Source organism: Paramuribaculum intestinale, assembly GCF_003024925.1.
GTDB lineage: Bacteria > Bacteroidota > Bacteroidia > Bacteroidales > Muribaculaceae > Paramuribaculum > Paramuribaculum intestinale.
In genome coordinates, this window is sequence record NZ_PUED01000046.1 from 1 (window position 1) to 15,050 (window position 15,050).

Sequence of the window (15,050 nt, forward strand, 5' to 3'; positions counted from 1 at the left end):
CGAATTTGGCTCTCAGATAGAATTCAAGGACACCAAAGAGCGTGTTATCCGCGAAAAGTCCTATTTCAACATCATCACGACTATTGAGGACTATCAGGTAGTCAGAATGTTCCTGATGATAGTTGAAATGCGCAAGGGTATGAAGGTGAAACCTGCCTACCTTGAAATCGGGCAGTATTTCATTGACCCCAAAGGCAATAAGACCATTGTCGCTATCCCTCGTACTCTCGGTTGCTATGTTGATACCTTTGCATTCAGCGCACCACTTGAAATCAGAAACGATGGAGACGCCTATATGTACGTTTCAGACCAATGGGTATATCCACGCATCAAGGTCACTGATACCATAAAGCGCAACGGGTTCAAGAACTCAGTCCACCGTATCCACCCCGTGACTATGTTCCAAGAGTTACTGACCAACCCAAAAGCCGAGACACTGATGAAAGCCAACGAGATAGGATTGTTACGATACCTTTGTGCAAGACCAGCCAATAAGTCAGACATTGACAAGTATTGGAATACCATTAAGATAGCCAAGCGCAACGGCTACAGGGTCAAAGACCCGCAGATGTGGTTTGACTACATCAAGATGTTGGAGCGTATGGGCAGAAACCTCAATTCTCCCTCGCTGATAGCACCCAATGACCTCAAAGTAGTCCACGACATATATGTGGCTAAGGTCAATCGCCAGCGCATCAAGGAGCAGAGAGAGAAAGAACGTCAGCAAGCCATCAAGGACAAAGCCAAGTTCGAGGAACTCAAATCCCGCTACTTCGGAATGGAAATGACTGACGGAGAGATTGAAATCCACTCAATCGACACCATCGATGATTACTATAAAATCGGAGATAAACAATCTATCTGTTGCGGTACTGCCAAATATTACCTTAAAGAGGATACATTGACCCTTACCGCCTACATCGGAAACAAGCAGATAGCCACCATAGAAATTTCGCTTGACGACTACCACATAATCCAATGCCGAGCCTTCGCCAATGAAATATGTGAGTACACCCAGCAGATAGCAGGTATCATCAACGCCAACAAGAAAATGATAGCAGAGAGAAAGAGAGCATAGCCAGTGCCATATCAGCAATGAAGGTGGCGGAGTATAAGACCTCTGTCACCTTCATTTTGCCAAAAAATTTCGGCCGCCAAAAGGCGGCGTTTGGGCTGTATTTATGCTTAAAAACTTCTCTACTATATGCTCGCATTCCTTTTCAGAACTTTATTGATGGTGACTATCATTGTATCGTGAAGAAAGACTTTGAGGTTATTGTCATCCTTCAAGGCTATTTCTCCATGTTCAGCAAAAATCGCCAGAAGCTCTTTCTTGATTTTTGAGTAAGGCTCACCGAATGGGATAAGTCGTTCATCCTCCCAATATCGGATTACTATTTCAGCCCATAGTTCTTTCAGCGCAGCCTTTTCCTCCGTGTTGAGTTTGTCGTATCTCTTATGTTCTGGTTCTGCGGGAGGCATGATGTCAATGTCGGGATTGAACATATCATATTCCATGTCTCCGAACAATTCATCATCATAATCTTCGTCAACAACCGGAATTTCAGAGTCGATCTCAATCCCTTTATTTTTCTTTGACATGCACGCCTTGCAGATATGCTGTGCGTGACCCTTGCCACTGAATTTCTCATTGGCTTTATATTCACCGCATATCCGGCAGTAATGTCCTTGTCGCTTCTTCTTTGCCATACACAAAATTAACGATTTATCCTCGGATTTGTATGTCCTACAACTGAAATATGCCCATATAGGCTTGCCCGTATCAGGAATAATCACTATCTTTGTAATTGATAATATTTAATCCGTAATTACGTGCATATGAATAATTCAGATAATATGTTATTAGTATTGGATAGTTTTATGCTGCCTGATGCGGACGATGTGGCCCGCAAGTTGGCGGATGACTTCCGCAAGAGGCGTGTGGAGCGTGGCTTGACACGGGAGACCGTGGCTGAGAAATCAGGCGTGGCTCTCGCCAACATAACACGCTTCGAGCAGAAAGGACTCATATCTCTGAAGAATCTGATACTCCTTGCTATCTCCATGGATTATCTGCAAGAAGTGCGAGACATTTTCGCCGCTCCCAAATATTCCACCATGGAGGAACTCTCGCAGATACGCAAGAATACCGGCAAGAAAAAAGCATACAACCGTAAAACCCGCGCCGATGAAGAAGATTGACCGACTTTCCGTAAGATACCACGACCGCAATGTAGGTACGATGTCGCTTACACCCGACAACCGTCTCTGCGTCTTTGAATACGACAGGGAATGGCTTGCCGACGGTTTCAGCATCTCTCCGCTGGAGTTGCCGTTGAAACCGGGTATGTTCATAGCCAAACCGACACCGTTCAACGGTGATTTTGGAATTTTCGAGGACAGCCTCCCGGATGGTTACGGACGTTATCTGCTCCACAAGGCTCTGCAACGAGAAGGTATCAATGATTCCGACTTGTCAGCACTTGACAGACTGAGCATTGTCGGCAGTGGTGGCATGGGTGCGCTGACATACGCGCCTGTGTCAAGTATTGTGACAGGAGAGGAAACCGATGATTTCGATATGCTCCAGCAAAAGGCTCTGGAGGTGCTTCGGGAACGGCAGGACGATGATGCGGAACTCCTGCTGTTCAACAGCGGCAACAGTGGCGGCGCAAGACCGAAGGCGGTGTTTTCGGACAGTGACGGTCACTGGCTTGTGAAGTTCCGGCACACATACGATCCAAAGAATATCGGTGAGCAGGAATATATCTACAACGAGACAGCTCGAAAGTGCGGAATAACGGTTCCTGATTTCAAACTGGTCAATGGCAAATATTTTGCCTCTCGCCGTTTCGACCTGACGCAATCCGGAGAAAGACTGCATACCGCCACAGCCGGCGGACTGCTCTGCATATCACTCGGCAATCCGATTCTTGACTACAGCAATCTGCTTGCATTGACAGGTTTTCTGACACAGAATCCGAAAGATGTCGAGGAGATGTTCCGGCGCATGGTGTTCAACTATCTAACGGACAACAAGGATGACCACTGCAAGAATTTCAGTTTCATCGTTCGCCGGGACTCTTCGGGCAAATGGCGATGGCACATAGCCCCGGCATACGACCTTACACTATGCACGGAAGGCTACAACGGCGAACACGCCACATCTGTCAACGGCACAGGGTATCCTACAATCTCGGATTTCATAGCAGTCGGCACCAAAATAAAACTGCCGAAAACAGTATGCCACAGGATAATAGAAGAGGTGGCCGACAACTGCGGACATCTGCTCAGGTACAAACTCAAATAGTATCAGTATCGTCGGGCCTTAATCAAGGCCGATGTAAACCACCCTTATTGAAGCCACATTCGCCGCACTTACTCGTGATGTTCTTGCAAATATTATTGCAGATCCCAGGAGGATGTGGGAGTGTGGGAAGTATGCTGACATAACGTGTTTATTTTACTTTTGTGTTAAACAGTCCCTAAACATTCGATATGCCAAGCACATACTTCCGACAAAATGCTCAGACGACTGTGAAAAAATTCGTAATTTTGTAATCTAAATCTTCAACACTCAAACAGAAAACATTTATGACTAAAGCAGAAATAGCGACTGAAATCGCAAAAACAACCGGCATCGAGAAGGCTGCGGTTGTTACCGTAATCGAACAGTTCATGACCGTAGTGAAGGACAGTCTCGCACACGGTGAGAACGTGTATCTCCGAGGCTTCGGCTCTTTCATCGTCAAGACCCGTGCAGAGAAAACAGCTCGCAACATCAGCAAGAACACTACCATAATTATTCCGGCTCACAATATCCCAGCTTTCAAACCCGCCAATTCTTTTAAGGAAGAAGTAGCAAAATAATCATGGAAGGAGAAATCGAAAAGGATAGTCCGGAAATAGAAACAGTTCATATCCAATCACAATCTGAAAATTGTAATTGTCAATCCTGTTTGGAGAATCGCAAAAAGTATGTCCGGATACTTGATGTTGATAGATATATCGAATCATTAAATGATTGGGATTGATAAAAAGTACAATACAGCGATGCTATTCCATTTGATAGAATGGCATCGCTGTAGATTTTTAGGGGACGTATAAAACGGCAAGTTCAGTAAGCCGCCTTTTGTGAAGCCCGGAGTGCCACTTGCCTTTGTAATGACAGTGGGAGGTATAGGCCTTGAAGATATTACGGTCACCCCGTTTTAACTTTTTCAGAACGCTGCTTTTATTGACGGCTCCGGGCCCAATGTTATAAGCGAGAGCCGCAAGAATATATTTGTCACGACCATATTCTTTATACAACTCACAGAACTTGGCATAGTCACGACGAAGAAGAGCATCAGCCTCGCTTTCACTGTATTGCCGGCGTGTGAAATGTTCTCCACGCTGAACGACATGACCATAGCATATCGTCGGCCAGTGCTTTGGCTTATGAAGCGTTTCAAATTTTTTTATAATCAGCACCGCCCGCTCAAATAGCGGAAGCTCCATAATCGACCGCTTTGCATTTGCGGTCGGCGTTGCCGTCACAAGGGTCAGCAACGCCATAAAGAACATCAGAAATTTTTTCATCGGGCAATCGGTGTTATTGATCCGGGATTGACAGGACTGATTATTCCGGTAGTTTTACCGTCATCATCGTCGCCACTGTCATTGCCGTTGAACTCAAATGTCTGTTCCCACGGGGTAGAATTGAAATTGTCCTCGACCACAACTAAAAAGCGATGCTGCTGGTCTGATTTTGCGGTGTAATTGAGGCGGAAGGTCTTGCTTTCGAGCAGAATACGGTCGTTATTGACCAGCACAGGACCGTCAACAAGTTTGAGCAAACCTTCACCATCGTATTGGAAGTAGCGGATGGTATAGAGGGTGTTGGTGTAGTTGCCTTCGGGCTTTATCTCGAAGCGCAGTTCGACGGTCTGCCCTTTGGCAATTTTGTCAGCGTATGGCATCACCTCCACCGAAAAGGGATAGGACTGCTGCACATCGAGGTCGTCGGAGCAAGAGGTCAGAGCGAGAACGAGGGTGAAGAGTATTGCCCAGAATCCGAAGAAACGGGCGGCAGTGACGCGGAAGTTGCATATTTTATCAAGAATCAGATTCATATTATTCAGAGTTTTACTTTATTTGATTTTGTCGGATAGAGCGACATGAGATAGTCGTTCAAATCCTTGTGGTTTGGGTAGAGTGCCGACTTGTCCATGACCTTATCACCGAACTCTCTTTGGAGTCTGGCAAGTGCCGCACGACCGGCGGTGTCATTGTCAAGATAGCATTGGATTACAGTGTAATCACCGAGTGGAGTAATCGCCTTTTGAAGATTGGCGACCGAGTTGAGCACGATAGTGTCGAGACCTTCATTATAGCCGAGGCGTTCCGCTGAAAGGAAGTCAATGAAGCCTTCAAACACATTACACCGGGCATTGTCATTGGCAATATGGGTTATATGCTTTGGCGGATAAGACCCTTTAAAGAAGGGATTCCTCAGCTCTAATCCATTGGCGTTATTGGGGAAGCCGACGGCATAATACCGCTTGCCATGAAGTTCATAGTCAACCTGTACACAGTATCGTTGGGCTATCTCCTTAGGTATGCCTCTGTCGGCGAGATAGCGCAGCAACACGTGAGACTCCAGACGCGACACTTCGACATTTTCAAAAGTCGGTTCTTCGACAAACGGCGTTGGCTTATAAGGTTTAGCGACCGGGAGGCGCATCTTCTCCGCGATGTAATCGGCTTGCCTCAAAAAGTCCGTTTCTCCGGACATTTCTCTGGCAAGCGAGAAGATATCGCCACCCGCGCCCGTTCCGAAGTCAAACCAAACCTGACGGTTAGGATTGACATGGAACGACGGTTTTCTCTCACTGCGATACGGGGCGTAAAACCACAGACCTTTGCTGTCGCGTCCGGTAGGCTGATATCCCAACTGATTGAGAAACTCGACAAGCGAGATTTTCCTGATGTCGTCGATGTTCATAGGCGAATCTTCCGTTGGGGTTTGTCAGGTTCCTGCTTGGACGGTTCTGTATTCTGTTCCTTATCTTTGGACTTCTCCAAAACCGCCATTTCTGAGGCTATATATCGGTTCAGTTCCGACATATTGCACGAGCCTGTCAGTTCATAAGCGAGGTCATAGATACTGCCGTATGCACCGGACTTTGTATCTCGCCAGAGATTTGTTTCGGTGTTGATTACCATTGTCGGACCGGGATTGGCATCGTATGGAGCATTGTAAATCCTCAGATTGCCATCGGCAGCAACCGGGTGTTCCTGACCGAGAGCCTTCATAAAGTCTATGAGCTTCACCTTCTTTATATCAATGCCTACAACCGTCGGAGGCTGCGGGCAACGCGCCATTATCGAAAGTTCCTTGCCTTGCTCATACTCATTCATATATTTCAATATGAAGTCACGCGGGTCCATATAGAGCGTCGGATTCATTTTCAAGGCGGCAAGGTCGATGATGTCTCCGCTCTGGTCAGTTGCATGGTCATACCAACGGTTTGTATTGGTATCGACCACCAGCATCGGCTCAGTGTCGTCGCGTTGCGGTGCATAATACAGTTTCATATCCTCGAAGGACTTGACAGGCTTCTCTCCGAGAGCCGCCATAAATTCCGTAAGAGGAATATTGCGGATGTCTTTTTCAGTGTATCTCATAGCCATTACTCGATTATGAATTTGACACCGATACCATACTGGGTATGGAATATCTGCACATCGCTACCGAAGGTGAAACGCTCCTTTACATTTGCGGTCAGGGCAATTTTGTCTGACAGGTAGAAATCCGCAGAGAGCGTCAGCGCACCGCCATAGATAAAGTTGTCGCCGTCATGAAGCGTCGAACCGTCGGATAAAACCGACTTCCCCCAGTTCACTGTTTCGTAGCCACCGAGTGCCGACACGCCACCGTAGATGTGGAAGGTCTGCGAGTAGTCGCTCAACAGATGGAGATTGTAGCCGACCTCGCCTGTAAACTGCGCCACCGGGATACGACCTTTCGCGCCGTAGGGCTTGTAGGTCTGGAGATACTCGCCGCCGAAGCTCCAAGTATTGGCACGACCCTTATAAACGGAATAGAACACACCGAAAGAGTAACCGCAGTTGCGGGAGTTGCCGGTATAAAAACCGTCTGCCATGTCAGCCTTGATTTCTACCGCTGACATTCCGGGGAGGCATCGCTGGGCCATTGCCCGCCCTCCGAAGAGGGTGAGCATGGCAGCGATTATCATTATCGCTTTTCTCATGGTTACTGTATGCTTAATTCGTCAATTACGTTGGCTCTCACAATATCCTCATTCTCGACCACGAAAGACTGGTGTCTGCCGCCTTCCTTTTCGGCAATCTCGATAACGAGCTGCTTGTCGTCGGGGATGGTGAATTTTTCCAGAGCGAACACCGTTCTTTCTGAGGTTTTGCCGTGTACCACAGTCACATAGTTCTGGGCGCGGAGCGGTTCAATTACCTGCTCCTGCATTGCGGTACGCTTGATTACCTTCTTATCCACAATCTTGAAGCTGACAAAATCGACATCGAAAGGAATGTTGGATGTGTTTTTCAGTTCCGTGTGGAAATAAAGAAGCCCATTATTGGTGTAGATGGATTTCAACAGGAACTGCACCCCGAAACGCTTTGAACCGATATGCTTGATTTCGCGCTTGTTCTGCTTGTATATACTCTTCATAATCAGCTTGACAAGCATCGGCGACTCGCTACCCAACTTTTCGAGGTATATCTCCTGAGCGTTGTTCGGACGGTTGACAGCCTCGCCGTCATGGAGAAAGTCGGTCATCTCAATGCTCAGTAGCAGAGGCTCTTTCGCAAATTTGACGTTGAAAACATAGTAAGAGCCATCATCGGTAATCACCGACAGATTTGTTTCAGTTTTGAAACGCTTAAACGCTGATTTAACGCGAAGTACGTTCTTCGCTCCATCAGCGAGACCTGCCACAAGGTTCTCGTTGCCGAGGTCCACATAAATTATCTCCGCAGGGAAGATAATATGCGTGGTTTTATGGTAGCAGACCTCCAGCGCGTGAGGCGGGATCATGCGGTCAAAACCCACCTTTCGGGTCAGACCGTCGAACTTGTCGCCGTCGGTGTAGCTGGAGCCGTACACGCTCAAGTCATGTTCAGCTACCTTTTCAGTGTCAGGCGACACGTTATTATCGGTGTTATTGACTGTTGTCTTCGATTTCGCGAAGACCGGGGTTGCCATGCCGAGAACAGCGATAGCGGATAGTATAATAGTCTTTATTCTCATTATTAGTAAATTATATTAGACATCTTCGGGCTGGTGAATCATCACCCGATACCCGGCTTTAAGGTGGACTTTAACAGTACGCAGTTTCTTGTTGAGATACTGACTGACTCCGTTGATAAGTCCTCGACCGACATCTGAGGCAATCTGCGCACCGGTATTCGTGGTCAGATTTATAGAACTGCCCATAGTTGATCCCATATTGGCTCCAATCTCGTGCAGTGCGTCAGACTCCATAGAATTAGGGATATTGATACCCTCCTGACCGTCGGAATCATAGACCGTTAAGTCCACCTCATACACAGAGCCGTTTGCCTCAATTGATGTAATGGCAACCTCCAGTCTCTCGCCCTGTAATCTCGCCACTCCGACAAGAGGAGTGTTCCGGGGTATCAGGGCATTGCCGACCCACATCGGTTCGGTAAGCCGGAGTTTAACCGACTGTCCGTTAATCACACTCTGGTCGTTTGCCACAACAGCCGCGATAGTATTCTTGGCAACAGAGGTTTTCCTTCCGACAGAGGTGTTGAAGCCACGGTCAGATGACGCACTGAGCGAAGAAACCACACTGCGATTTACCTGAGTCACCGGCTGCACATTCCGTTTGCCTTTTTCCTCGGATTGCCGGGGAGGCGGATAGTTCCCGCCATTGCCGTTGCCCATATATTGGGCGGCAAGCTGATATGAACGTTCAAGCATTTCCATCTCGTCCGGCTGCTGTGCCTGTTGTGTGACCATCGCGTTCTGAGCCTCCAGTTCCTCAATCCGGGCCTGTAATTCCGCCACTTGCTCAGTCTGGCTATAGTCAGGCACATAGAAATCCTGAATAGAAGCCTGTACCTGCTGATACTGCGAAACAGAACTCTCAATGGCTGATGATTCAGCAACAGTATCGAGAGGTGAAGAAGTCGCGATTGTGTCAAGTGACCCGACAACATCAATCCGTGCCTGTTTTTTCTTGGCTGCATCAGCTGCCTCGTATTCCTGAACCTTTGTGCCTATCTTCTCGCTTTCACCGGCCGGTATCTCGGTATTGAAAGCATTGCCCGTCTTGGTATCTTCCTTGTTCAGACTGGAATACAGCAGCCACAGAATTACCACACCTGAAAGGATAGCGGCAGGGAACACCACGAGATATTTCATCATCTTCTGACGCTCCGCAGTAGTCTTGGGCTGGAAGTATGAGTTAATCTTCGCTTTCCACTCCTGTATCGTCATAGGCAGAATCTGTTGGGATATAAAATTTTTCGAGTGAGCAAACGGTATCTTTTACAGAGTGCTCCGGTAAATCGAGATTATAAAGGTGTTCCACCTCATACTCGAATAAAGCCCTCTTTGCTCCGATTTTGTAGCAGGCATGACCGAACACGAAGAAGGCAATCAGCACGAAAGCCGAGAGCAGTACGGTCACAACCATCAGCCTTTGCTTGTGGGGCATATCGTCGCAGATCTGTTTCAGTTTTGCGCCGACTCTCCCTTTTGGCTCCCGCCAGACCCAATCAATGAGCCGGGCGAGAGGAGATTTATTTTTCGTCATAATTATCGTTTAGTAGTGATTATATCCTTGTTCTCAAGGATATTGAAACCTTCGATGATAAATCCGTTGGGATTGTCGTCAGAGCGCGACACATTTGAAAGGCGGCACGTTGTCACCAGTGTGCGCTGGGTAACATTCGACTCACGGATAATCATCTGTCTGGCATAGGTCTTGGCGGTGTAGGGGTAATTGTTGAAATCGCATACCACGCTGTCAACCTGCACCACTTGGTTTATATTCCCCGCAATGATGCGGTTATAGTAACCTTTCTCCGAAAAATCGGTATAATAGTTGTATGCCGATTTGTCGCTCAGAATCAGGGCACGGTTTATATTGTGCTCGATTGCGGACTTATCGGGGGAAAGGTTGAAGAACAGTTCATGAAAGCGACGCACATGCTCGCGGGCCTCGGCGGGGCGGTTCTGCTCCATATCCTGTGACAAGGCAAGCATCAGGGACTTGCCATTGTCAAGGACATAGATTTTCTCACGTTGCTTTTCAGCGAAATTGAAAACCATGATCAGAGCCACGGAAACCACCACCGCACACATCGCCACGAACACAATCCCGAACAGACGTATCTGACGGAAAGAGGTCTCAATATTCTTTAATGATTTGAATTGCGGTGTCTTCACACCGCGAGCTAAAGGTTCCATAATACTACTTTAATAGTTTGCCTGCCCTGCCGGCGACATTTCCGGCGACACCACCTGCGATGCTGCCCGCCATAGAGCCGGCCTGCATTGTGGTATTGTTGACCGCACGGTTATAGTTTCCTGCACCTCCTGCCTGTATAATCCAGCCTGAAACAGTCGGTATAGTGAAGTAGCCGACAATCCCAATCACCATAAATATGATGTAGCAAATATTTGAACCATCAATATTTACATTGGGATTGTTGGTCAGCTCCGATATGTCGTTCTGAAGCATCAGCACCTGAATCTTGGCAAGGAAAGTGGAGAACAAATCAGCAACCGGAAGCCACAGATAAGTCTGGATATAGCGTTGAATCCATGTGGTCAATGTTGACTGGAATCCATCCCATACCGACAGGGCAAAGGCAATCGGACCGAGAATGGCAAGGACAATGAGAAAGAAAGTCCTAATCGTGTCGATTGTCAGAGACGCCGCCTGAAAGAGCATTTCCAGAAGTTCCCGGAAGAAATTTTGGATTGCTTTCTTGACCTTATACATTCCGCGCTCGATATACATTCCGGCGGCGGTGCCTATTTCGGTAACTCCAAGCTCGTCAATCTGACGGTCAAACTCAGCGTCATCCACAAGATAAGCCGTTGACGGGTCTTTCATCATGGCCTCATACTCCAGCCTGTCTTTTTCCTCCCTATATTTCTGCATATCGAGAGTCTGACCTTCAAGCATCGAGGCTGTGCCCTGCACAATCGGAGACATGACAGAGTTGATGGTGCCGAGAACGATAGAGGGGAAGAACATTATGCACAGTCCGATTGCAAACGGACGCAGCAGAGGGAACACATCCACCGGTTCGGCAGCAGCCAGCGACCTCCATATCCTGTAGGCCACATAGAACAGCGCGCCTAATCCGGCAATCCCCTGAGCCACTCCCGCCATGTCGGAACAAAGCGGCATCATCTCGTCATAGAGCGACCGGAGTATGGTATGGAGGTTGGAAAAATCAATGGCACACAGCATGGGCATCACCAGTATTTTTCCGAACCGTCGCCATAAAGATTGATTACCCTTTGGGTATCAGCTTTCTTCTTGGCGCGGAGATATGACACACTGATATTCTTATTGGTATAATACGCCGTCAGACTTTTCAGGCGTTTCATCTCCTTGTAGCAGTCGTCCACAACATCCATGCGGTCTTTGTCTGTCATCGAGAGTGTCGTGATATTGACCACCTGTTTCAGGTCGTTAAGGACTCCGCCGGCCTCTTCAAGAATCCGGGTATAGCCCGATGCAATTGCAGACAGTTCGCTTGACGTGAAATTCGGATCAGTCAGCATCTTCTGGAAATTATTGACATAATAGCCGGAGATGTTTCCAAGCATCAGGATTGTCTGCTGCACCTTGCGGGCATCACGGACGAGGTTGTTGACCGACTGGAGTGCGTCGTAATATTTCTTCGCCTGCTGGTAAATCTTTACCGTCTCCTGAAAATTGCGCACCATATTTGTCGCCGTCGTTGATTCCTGAACGAGTGATTTTGAAGAGTTGACAATCGACTGGGCTATGTTCGACGGGTCTATCACCGTCCATTGGGCGTTTGCTCTGCCCGCTCCGAAGAGCAGGCAGAACAGAACGAGAGGGAGGATAAATTTCAATTCTTTCATACGCATTTATTTAGATTCTGGAGGCCATGCCTCCGATTATTCTTACTCCGGCATAGAGCAGAAGCAGCGGGAAGGTTATCAGGGCAAGCAGTCCGATGAACAGACCGGCAATTATTACCCATAAGACACGCGGTACTTTCACTCGATGACATTGATGTTAAAACCTACATCATTGGCCGGCACATCTTTGAATGCCAGTTCGCAGACCCTTTTGCGAACATCATCAGGCAGGGTGATCCCCTCCACGACTTCGTGGACCTCGGTCAGAATATCCTTATTCTCGACTGCCTGATTAGCATTGAGGAATTCATCCAATGCCTTTGCATCAAAAATCTCGTGTTCAGTAGGTGTCATATCACACTTCCGATAGAATGTCCTGCCCAGATCCGCGACAAATATTTCATTGCCGTCATTCGATATTGCCATAGCCAGTACATCACGACCTTCGGCGCAATAGACGTTATCGTCATGGAGCCACCCCTGAATATCCCGGAGTATAAACTCCTGTGGAATAATCTCAGCCGGGATGCCGACACCGGAGAATTTTACCTTGTAGTAGCCGTTGTGTTCGCTGATTGTCATATCGGCCACGTCGGGACAAAACCAGTCACCTGCCATTTTAGGACGCATATCAACAGGAATCCCGGTCTTCGACTTTTCGATAGCCTCCTTGACGAAATGACCGATCCGCTCACCGATGCGCACGACAACATTGTCGATGCGACGGGCCCACTTATTGATTGTCTTTTCAGCCTTCTCTCTGACAAAAGTATTGAACCGGCCACAGACCTTGAAAGCCAGCATTATGCAGCCGACACTGATTGTAATCCCAAGGCTGAAGATTACAACCGCAGCGAACACGTTCATCACGGGTTCGAGAAATTCTAAAATATCTTCAAACATATATTATCCGTTAGCAATTCGTTTAATGGCGGCTTCGGTATCACCTCCAAGTTTTTCAGCCAGTTCGAGGACTCTGATTTTTTCTGTCTCCTCGGTGGTATAGCAGAGATATTCCTCGGTCGAGACCTCTGTGGCATAGACAGCGGATTGTGTACCGCCGAGACCAATCCACACCTCTTTATATAGGCGATTTGGATTGTTAGCCATATTGATACTGAGTATCTGCGACTTCTCCTTGTCGGTCAGACCGAGCAGCTCCTGAATCTGGTCGAAGCGGTTCATGTACTTGCGCTGATCGAGCAGGATTTTACAATCGGAGTTGTTGATGATGGTCTCCTTTACAATCGGTGACGATATGATGTCGTCAACCTCCTGCGTAACCACCACTGCCTCACCGAAATACTTGCGGACTGTCTTAAACATATATTTCAGATACTCAGCCATATTAGCGGTTGAAAGAGCCTTCCAAGCCTCTTCCACGATTATCATCTTGCGGATACCTTTGAGACGTCGCATCTTATTGATGAAAGCCTCCATGATGATGATTGTCACTATCGGGAAAAGTTCTTTATTCTCTTTAATCGAATCCACTTCAAACACCACAAACCGCTTGTTCAACAGGTCGATATTCTCTTTGGAGTTCAACAGGAAGTCGAAACGGCCTCCGTGGTAATACTGGCGCAGGGTGGTCAGGAAGTTGTCGATGTCGAAATCCTGCTTGTAGATGGGGATAGGACGCTGTGCCATTTCCTGACGATAGTCGTCGCGCATAAACTCATAGAAGGAGTTGAAACATGGCACGATGTCTTTATCGCTATTCATCTTGTCGAGGAACATAGACAACGCCGAGCCTAATTCGCCGCTTTCGGTCTTTGTCACTCTGTCATCCTCTGACTTCCAGAGTGTCAGCAGCAAGGTCTTGATAGAATCCTTCTTCTCCACATCAAAGACCCCGTCATCGGTGTAGAAAGGATTGAACGAAATCGGGCTGTCCTCTGTGTAGGTGTAATAGATACCGTCTTCGCCATGCGTCTTATTATGAATCAGATTGCAAAGGCCCTCGTAAGAGTTACCGGTATCAATCAGCAGAATATGTGTATTTTGTTCATAATACTGGCGCACCAGATGGTTGGTGAAGAATGACTTACCGCTACCGGACGGGCCGAGAATGAACTTGTTTCGGTTGGTGGTGATACCTCTTTTCATCGGTTCGTCCGATATATCAAGGTGTATCGGTTTCCCGGTCAGTCTATCGACCATCTTTATCCCGAAGGGAGACAGGCTGCTGCGGTAGTTGGTTTCGGCAGTAAAGAAACAGGCGGCAGGCTCGATGAAAGTATAGAAACTTTCCTCCGCAGGAAAATCAGCCTCATTTCCGGGCATTGCCGACCAGAACAGAGTCGGGCAGTCAATAGTGTTGTGCCGTGGCATACATCCCATTGTTGCCAACTGGCTCCCGACATCATTCTTGATGCGCCTCAGTTCTTCGGTGTCATCGCTCCACGCCATAACATTGAAGTGGGCCCGGACTGAGGTCAGTCCGTAGGAATGTGCCTCGTTGAGATAGCGGTCAATCCACTCCTTGTTGATAGCATTGCTTCGGCTATACCGCGAAAGGGAGTTCATGTTTCTCGCGGTTTTCTCGAACTTCGCCAGATTCTCGTCATGGTCATCAATCAGGATATACTGATTATAGATGTGGTTGCACGGTAAGAGCAACCCGACGGGAGAGGCGAAGCTCAATCTGCAATCCGAGCGGTCAGTCGATAACCGCTCATAACGGTTATCAGTGCAGACTTTGCCGGGAAGATCATCAGTATCGGACAGCGTATGCAGACAGAGCATCTTGTCTCCAACTCGCATCTGACTGGCATCGAGGTCAATGTCTTCCAGACAGGTTACATCGTCCATTGTCAGCGACATATATTTCTCAATCAATCCCGATTCCTTTTCAGTGCCTACCAGCTCATCATCAGAGAGGCGACGCAGTTTGATATAGCCGGTGTCATTGATGATGCGCTCGAAC

The 15,050-nt window shown here is 47.7% G+C and carries 19 protein-coding genes; 4 read left to right on the plus strand and 15 right to left on the minus strand.

Annotated features, from left to right (window positions below; all coding sequences use genetic code 11):
- The coding region (locus C5O24_RS05115; RefSeq protein ID WP_107681541.1) for a PcfJ domain-containing protein at positions 1-1,078 on the plus strand (1,078 nt) is incomplete at its 5' end.
- Positions 1,079-1,200: 122 nt separating this feature from the next.
- On the opposite strand, the gene C5O24_RS05120 is transcribed toward C5O24_RS05115, so the two are convergent.
- The gene (locus C5O24_RS05120) at positions 1,201-1,710 is read right to left on the minus strand and encodes a hypothetical protein (RefSeq protein WP_107681542.1); all 510 of its coding nucleotides are present in this window, start codon (positions 1,708-1,710) and stop codon (positions 1,201-1,203) included.
- A gap of 192 nt (positions 1,711-1,902) precedes the next feature.
- Here C5O24_RS05120 and C5O24_RS05125 point away from each other — a divergent pair, with 192 nt between their 5' ends.
- The 3 genes from C5O24_RS05125 to C5O24_RS05135 all read left to right on the plus strand — a co-directional run bounded on the left by C5O24_RS05125 (position 1,903) and on the right by C5O24_RS05135 (position 3,870).
- Complete coding sequence (locus C5O24_RS05125) at positions 1,903-2,202, plus strand: helix-turn-helix domain-containing protein (RefSeq protein WP_237613049.1); 300 nt, start codon at positions 1,903-1,905, stop codon at positions 2,200-2,202.
- Positions 2,189-3,310, plus strand: a complete 1,122-nt coding sequence (locus C5O24_RS05130) for a type II toxin-antitoxin system HipA family toxin (RefSeq protein ID WP_107036567.1) — start codon at positions 2,189-2,191, stop codon at positions 3,308-3,310. The genes C5O24_RS05125 and C5O24_RS05130 overlap by 14 nt, the downstream gene beginning before the upstream one ends.
- 284 nt (positions 3,311-3,594) lie before the next feature.
- The gene (locus C5O24_RS05135) at positions 3,595-3,870 is read left to right on the plus strand and encodes an HU family DNA-binding protein (RefSeq protein ID WP_107036568.1); all 276 of its coding nucleotides are present in this window, start codon (positions 3,595-3,597) and stop codon (positions 3,868-3,870) included.
- A gap of 222 nt (positions 3,871-4,092) precedes the next feature.
- Here the strand turns inward: C5O24_RS05135 and C5O24_RS05140 are convergent, their stop codons facing one another.
- The 14 genes from C5O24_RS05140 to C5O24_RS05200 form a co-directional block, all read right to left on the minus strand.
- Positions 4,093-4,581, minus strand: a complete 489-nt coding sequence (locus C5O24_RS05140; RefSeq protein ID WP_107036569.1) for a glycoside hydrolase family protein — start codon at positions 4,579-4,581, stop codon at positions 4,093-4,095.
- Complete coding sequence (locus tag C5O24_RS05145; RefSeq protein WP_107036570.1) at positions 4,578-5,114, minus strand: DUF3872 domain-containing protein; 537 nt, start codon at positions 5,112-5,114, stop codon at positions 4,578-4,580. Before C5O24_RS05145 ends, C5O24_RS05140 begins: the two co-directional genes overlap by 4 nt.
- A 5-nt stretch (positions 5,115-5,119) precedes the next feature.
- Complete coding sequence (locus C5O24_RS05150) at positions 5,120-5,986, minus strand: DUF8464 domain-containing protein (RefSeq protein WP_107036571.1); 867 nt, start codon at positions 5,984-5,986, stop codon at positions 5,120-5,122.
- The gene (locus tag C5O24_RS05155) at positions 5,983-6,669 is read right to left on the minus strand and encodes a hypothetical protein (protein WP_124076049.1); all 687 of its coding nucleotides are present in this window, start codon (positions 6,667-6,669) and stop codon (positions 5,983-5,985) included. Before C5O24_RS05155 ends, C5O24_RS05150 begins: the two co-directional genes overlap by 4 nt.
- Positions 6,670-6,674: 5 nt before the next feature.
- Complete coding sequence (locus C5O24_RS05160) at positions 6,675-7,256, minus strand: conjugal transfer protein TraO (protein ID WP_107036573.1); 582 nt, start codon at positions 7,254-7,256, stop codon at positions 6,675-6,677.
- 2 nt (positions 7,257-7,258) lie between these two features.
- Positions 7,259-8,272, minus strand: coding sequence for a conjugative transposon protein TraN (traN, locus tag C5O24_RS05165; protein ID WP_107036574.1), 1,014 nt, complete (start codon positions 8,270-8,272; stop codon positions 7,259-7,261).
- 15 nt (positions 8,273-8,287) lie between these two features.
- Positions 8,288-9,487 (minus strand): conjugative transposon protein TraM, encoded by a 1,200-nt coding sequence (traM, locus tag C5O24_RS05170; protein ID WP_107036575.1) that lies wholly within the window; start codon positions 9,485-9,487, stop codon positions 8,288-8,290.
- Positions 9,456-9,806, minus strand: a complete 351-nt coding sequence (locus C5O24_RS05175) for a TraL conjugative transposon family protein (RefSeq protein ID WP_107036576.1) — start codon at positions 9,804-9,806, stop codon at positions 9,456-9,458. The genes traM and C5O24_RS05175 overlap by 32 nt, the downstream gene beginning before the upstream one ends.
- A 2-nt stretch (positions 9,807-9,808) precedes the next feature.
- On the minus strand, positions 9,809-10,462 hold the full coding sequence (gene traK, locus C5O24_RS05180; protein ID WP_107036577.1) for a conjugative transposon protein TraK: 654 nt from the start codon (positions 10,460-10,462) through the stop codon (positions 9,809-9,811).
- Between the two features lie 4 nt (positions 10,463-10,466).
- Positions 10,467-11,465, minus strand: a complete 999-nt coding sequence (gene traJ / locus C5O24_RS05185) for a conjugative transposon protein TraJ (RefSeq protein WP_107681544.1) — start codon at positions 11,463-11,465, stop codon at positions 10,467-10,469.
- Between the two features lie 17 nt (positions 11,466-11,482).
- Positions 11,483-12,121: a DUF4141 domain-containing protein gene (locus tag C5O24_RS05190; RefSeq protein WP_237613050.1), complete on the minus strand. Its 639-nt coding sequence runs from the start codon at positions 12,119-12,121 to the stop codon at positions 11,483-11,485.
- A gap of 10 nt (positions 12,122-12,131) precedes the next feature.
- Positions 12,132-12,263 carry a hypothetical protein gene (locus C5O24_RS14570; protein WP_262497748.1) on the minus strand — a complete coding sequence of 44 codons (132 nt, stop codon included), beginning with the start codon at positions 12,261-12,263 and terminating at the stop codon, positions 12,132-12,134.
- On the minus strand, positions 12,260-13,024 hold the full coding sequence (locus C5O24_RS05195; protein ID WP_107036579.1) for a hypothetical protein: 765 nt from the start codon (positions 13,022-13,024) through the stop codon (positions 12,260-12,262). The genes C5O24_RS14570 and C5O24_RS05195 overlap by 4 nt, the downstream gene beginning before the upstream one ends.
- A gap of 3 nt (positions 13,025-13,027) precedes the next feature.
- On the minus strand, positions 13,028-15,050 hold a 2,023-nt coding region (locus tag C5O24_RS05200; RefSeq protein WP_107681543.1), incomplete at its 5' end, for a TraG family conjugative transposon ATPase.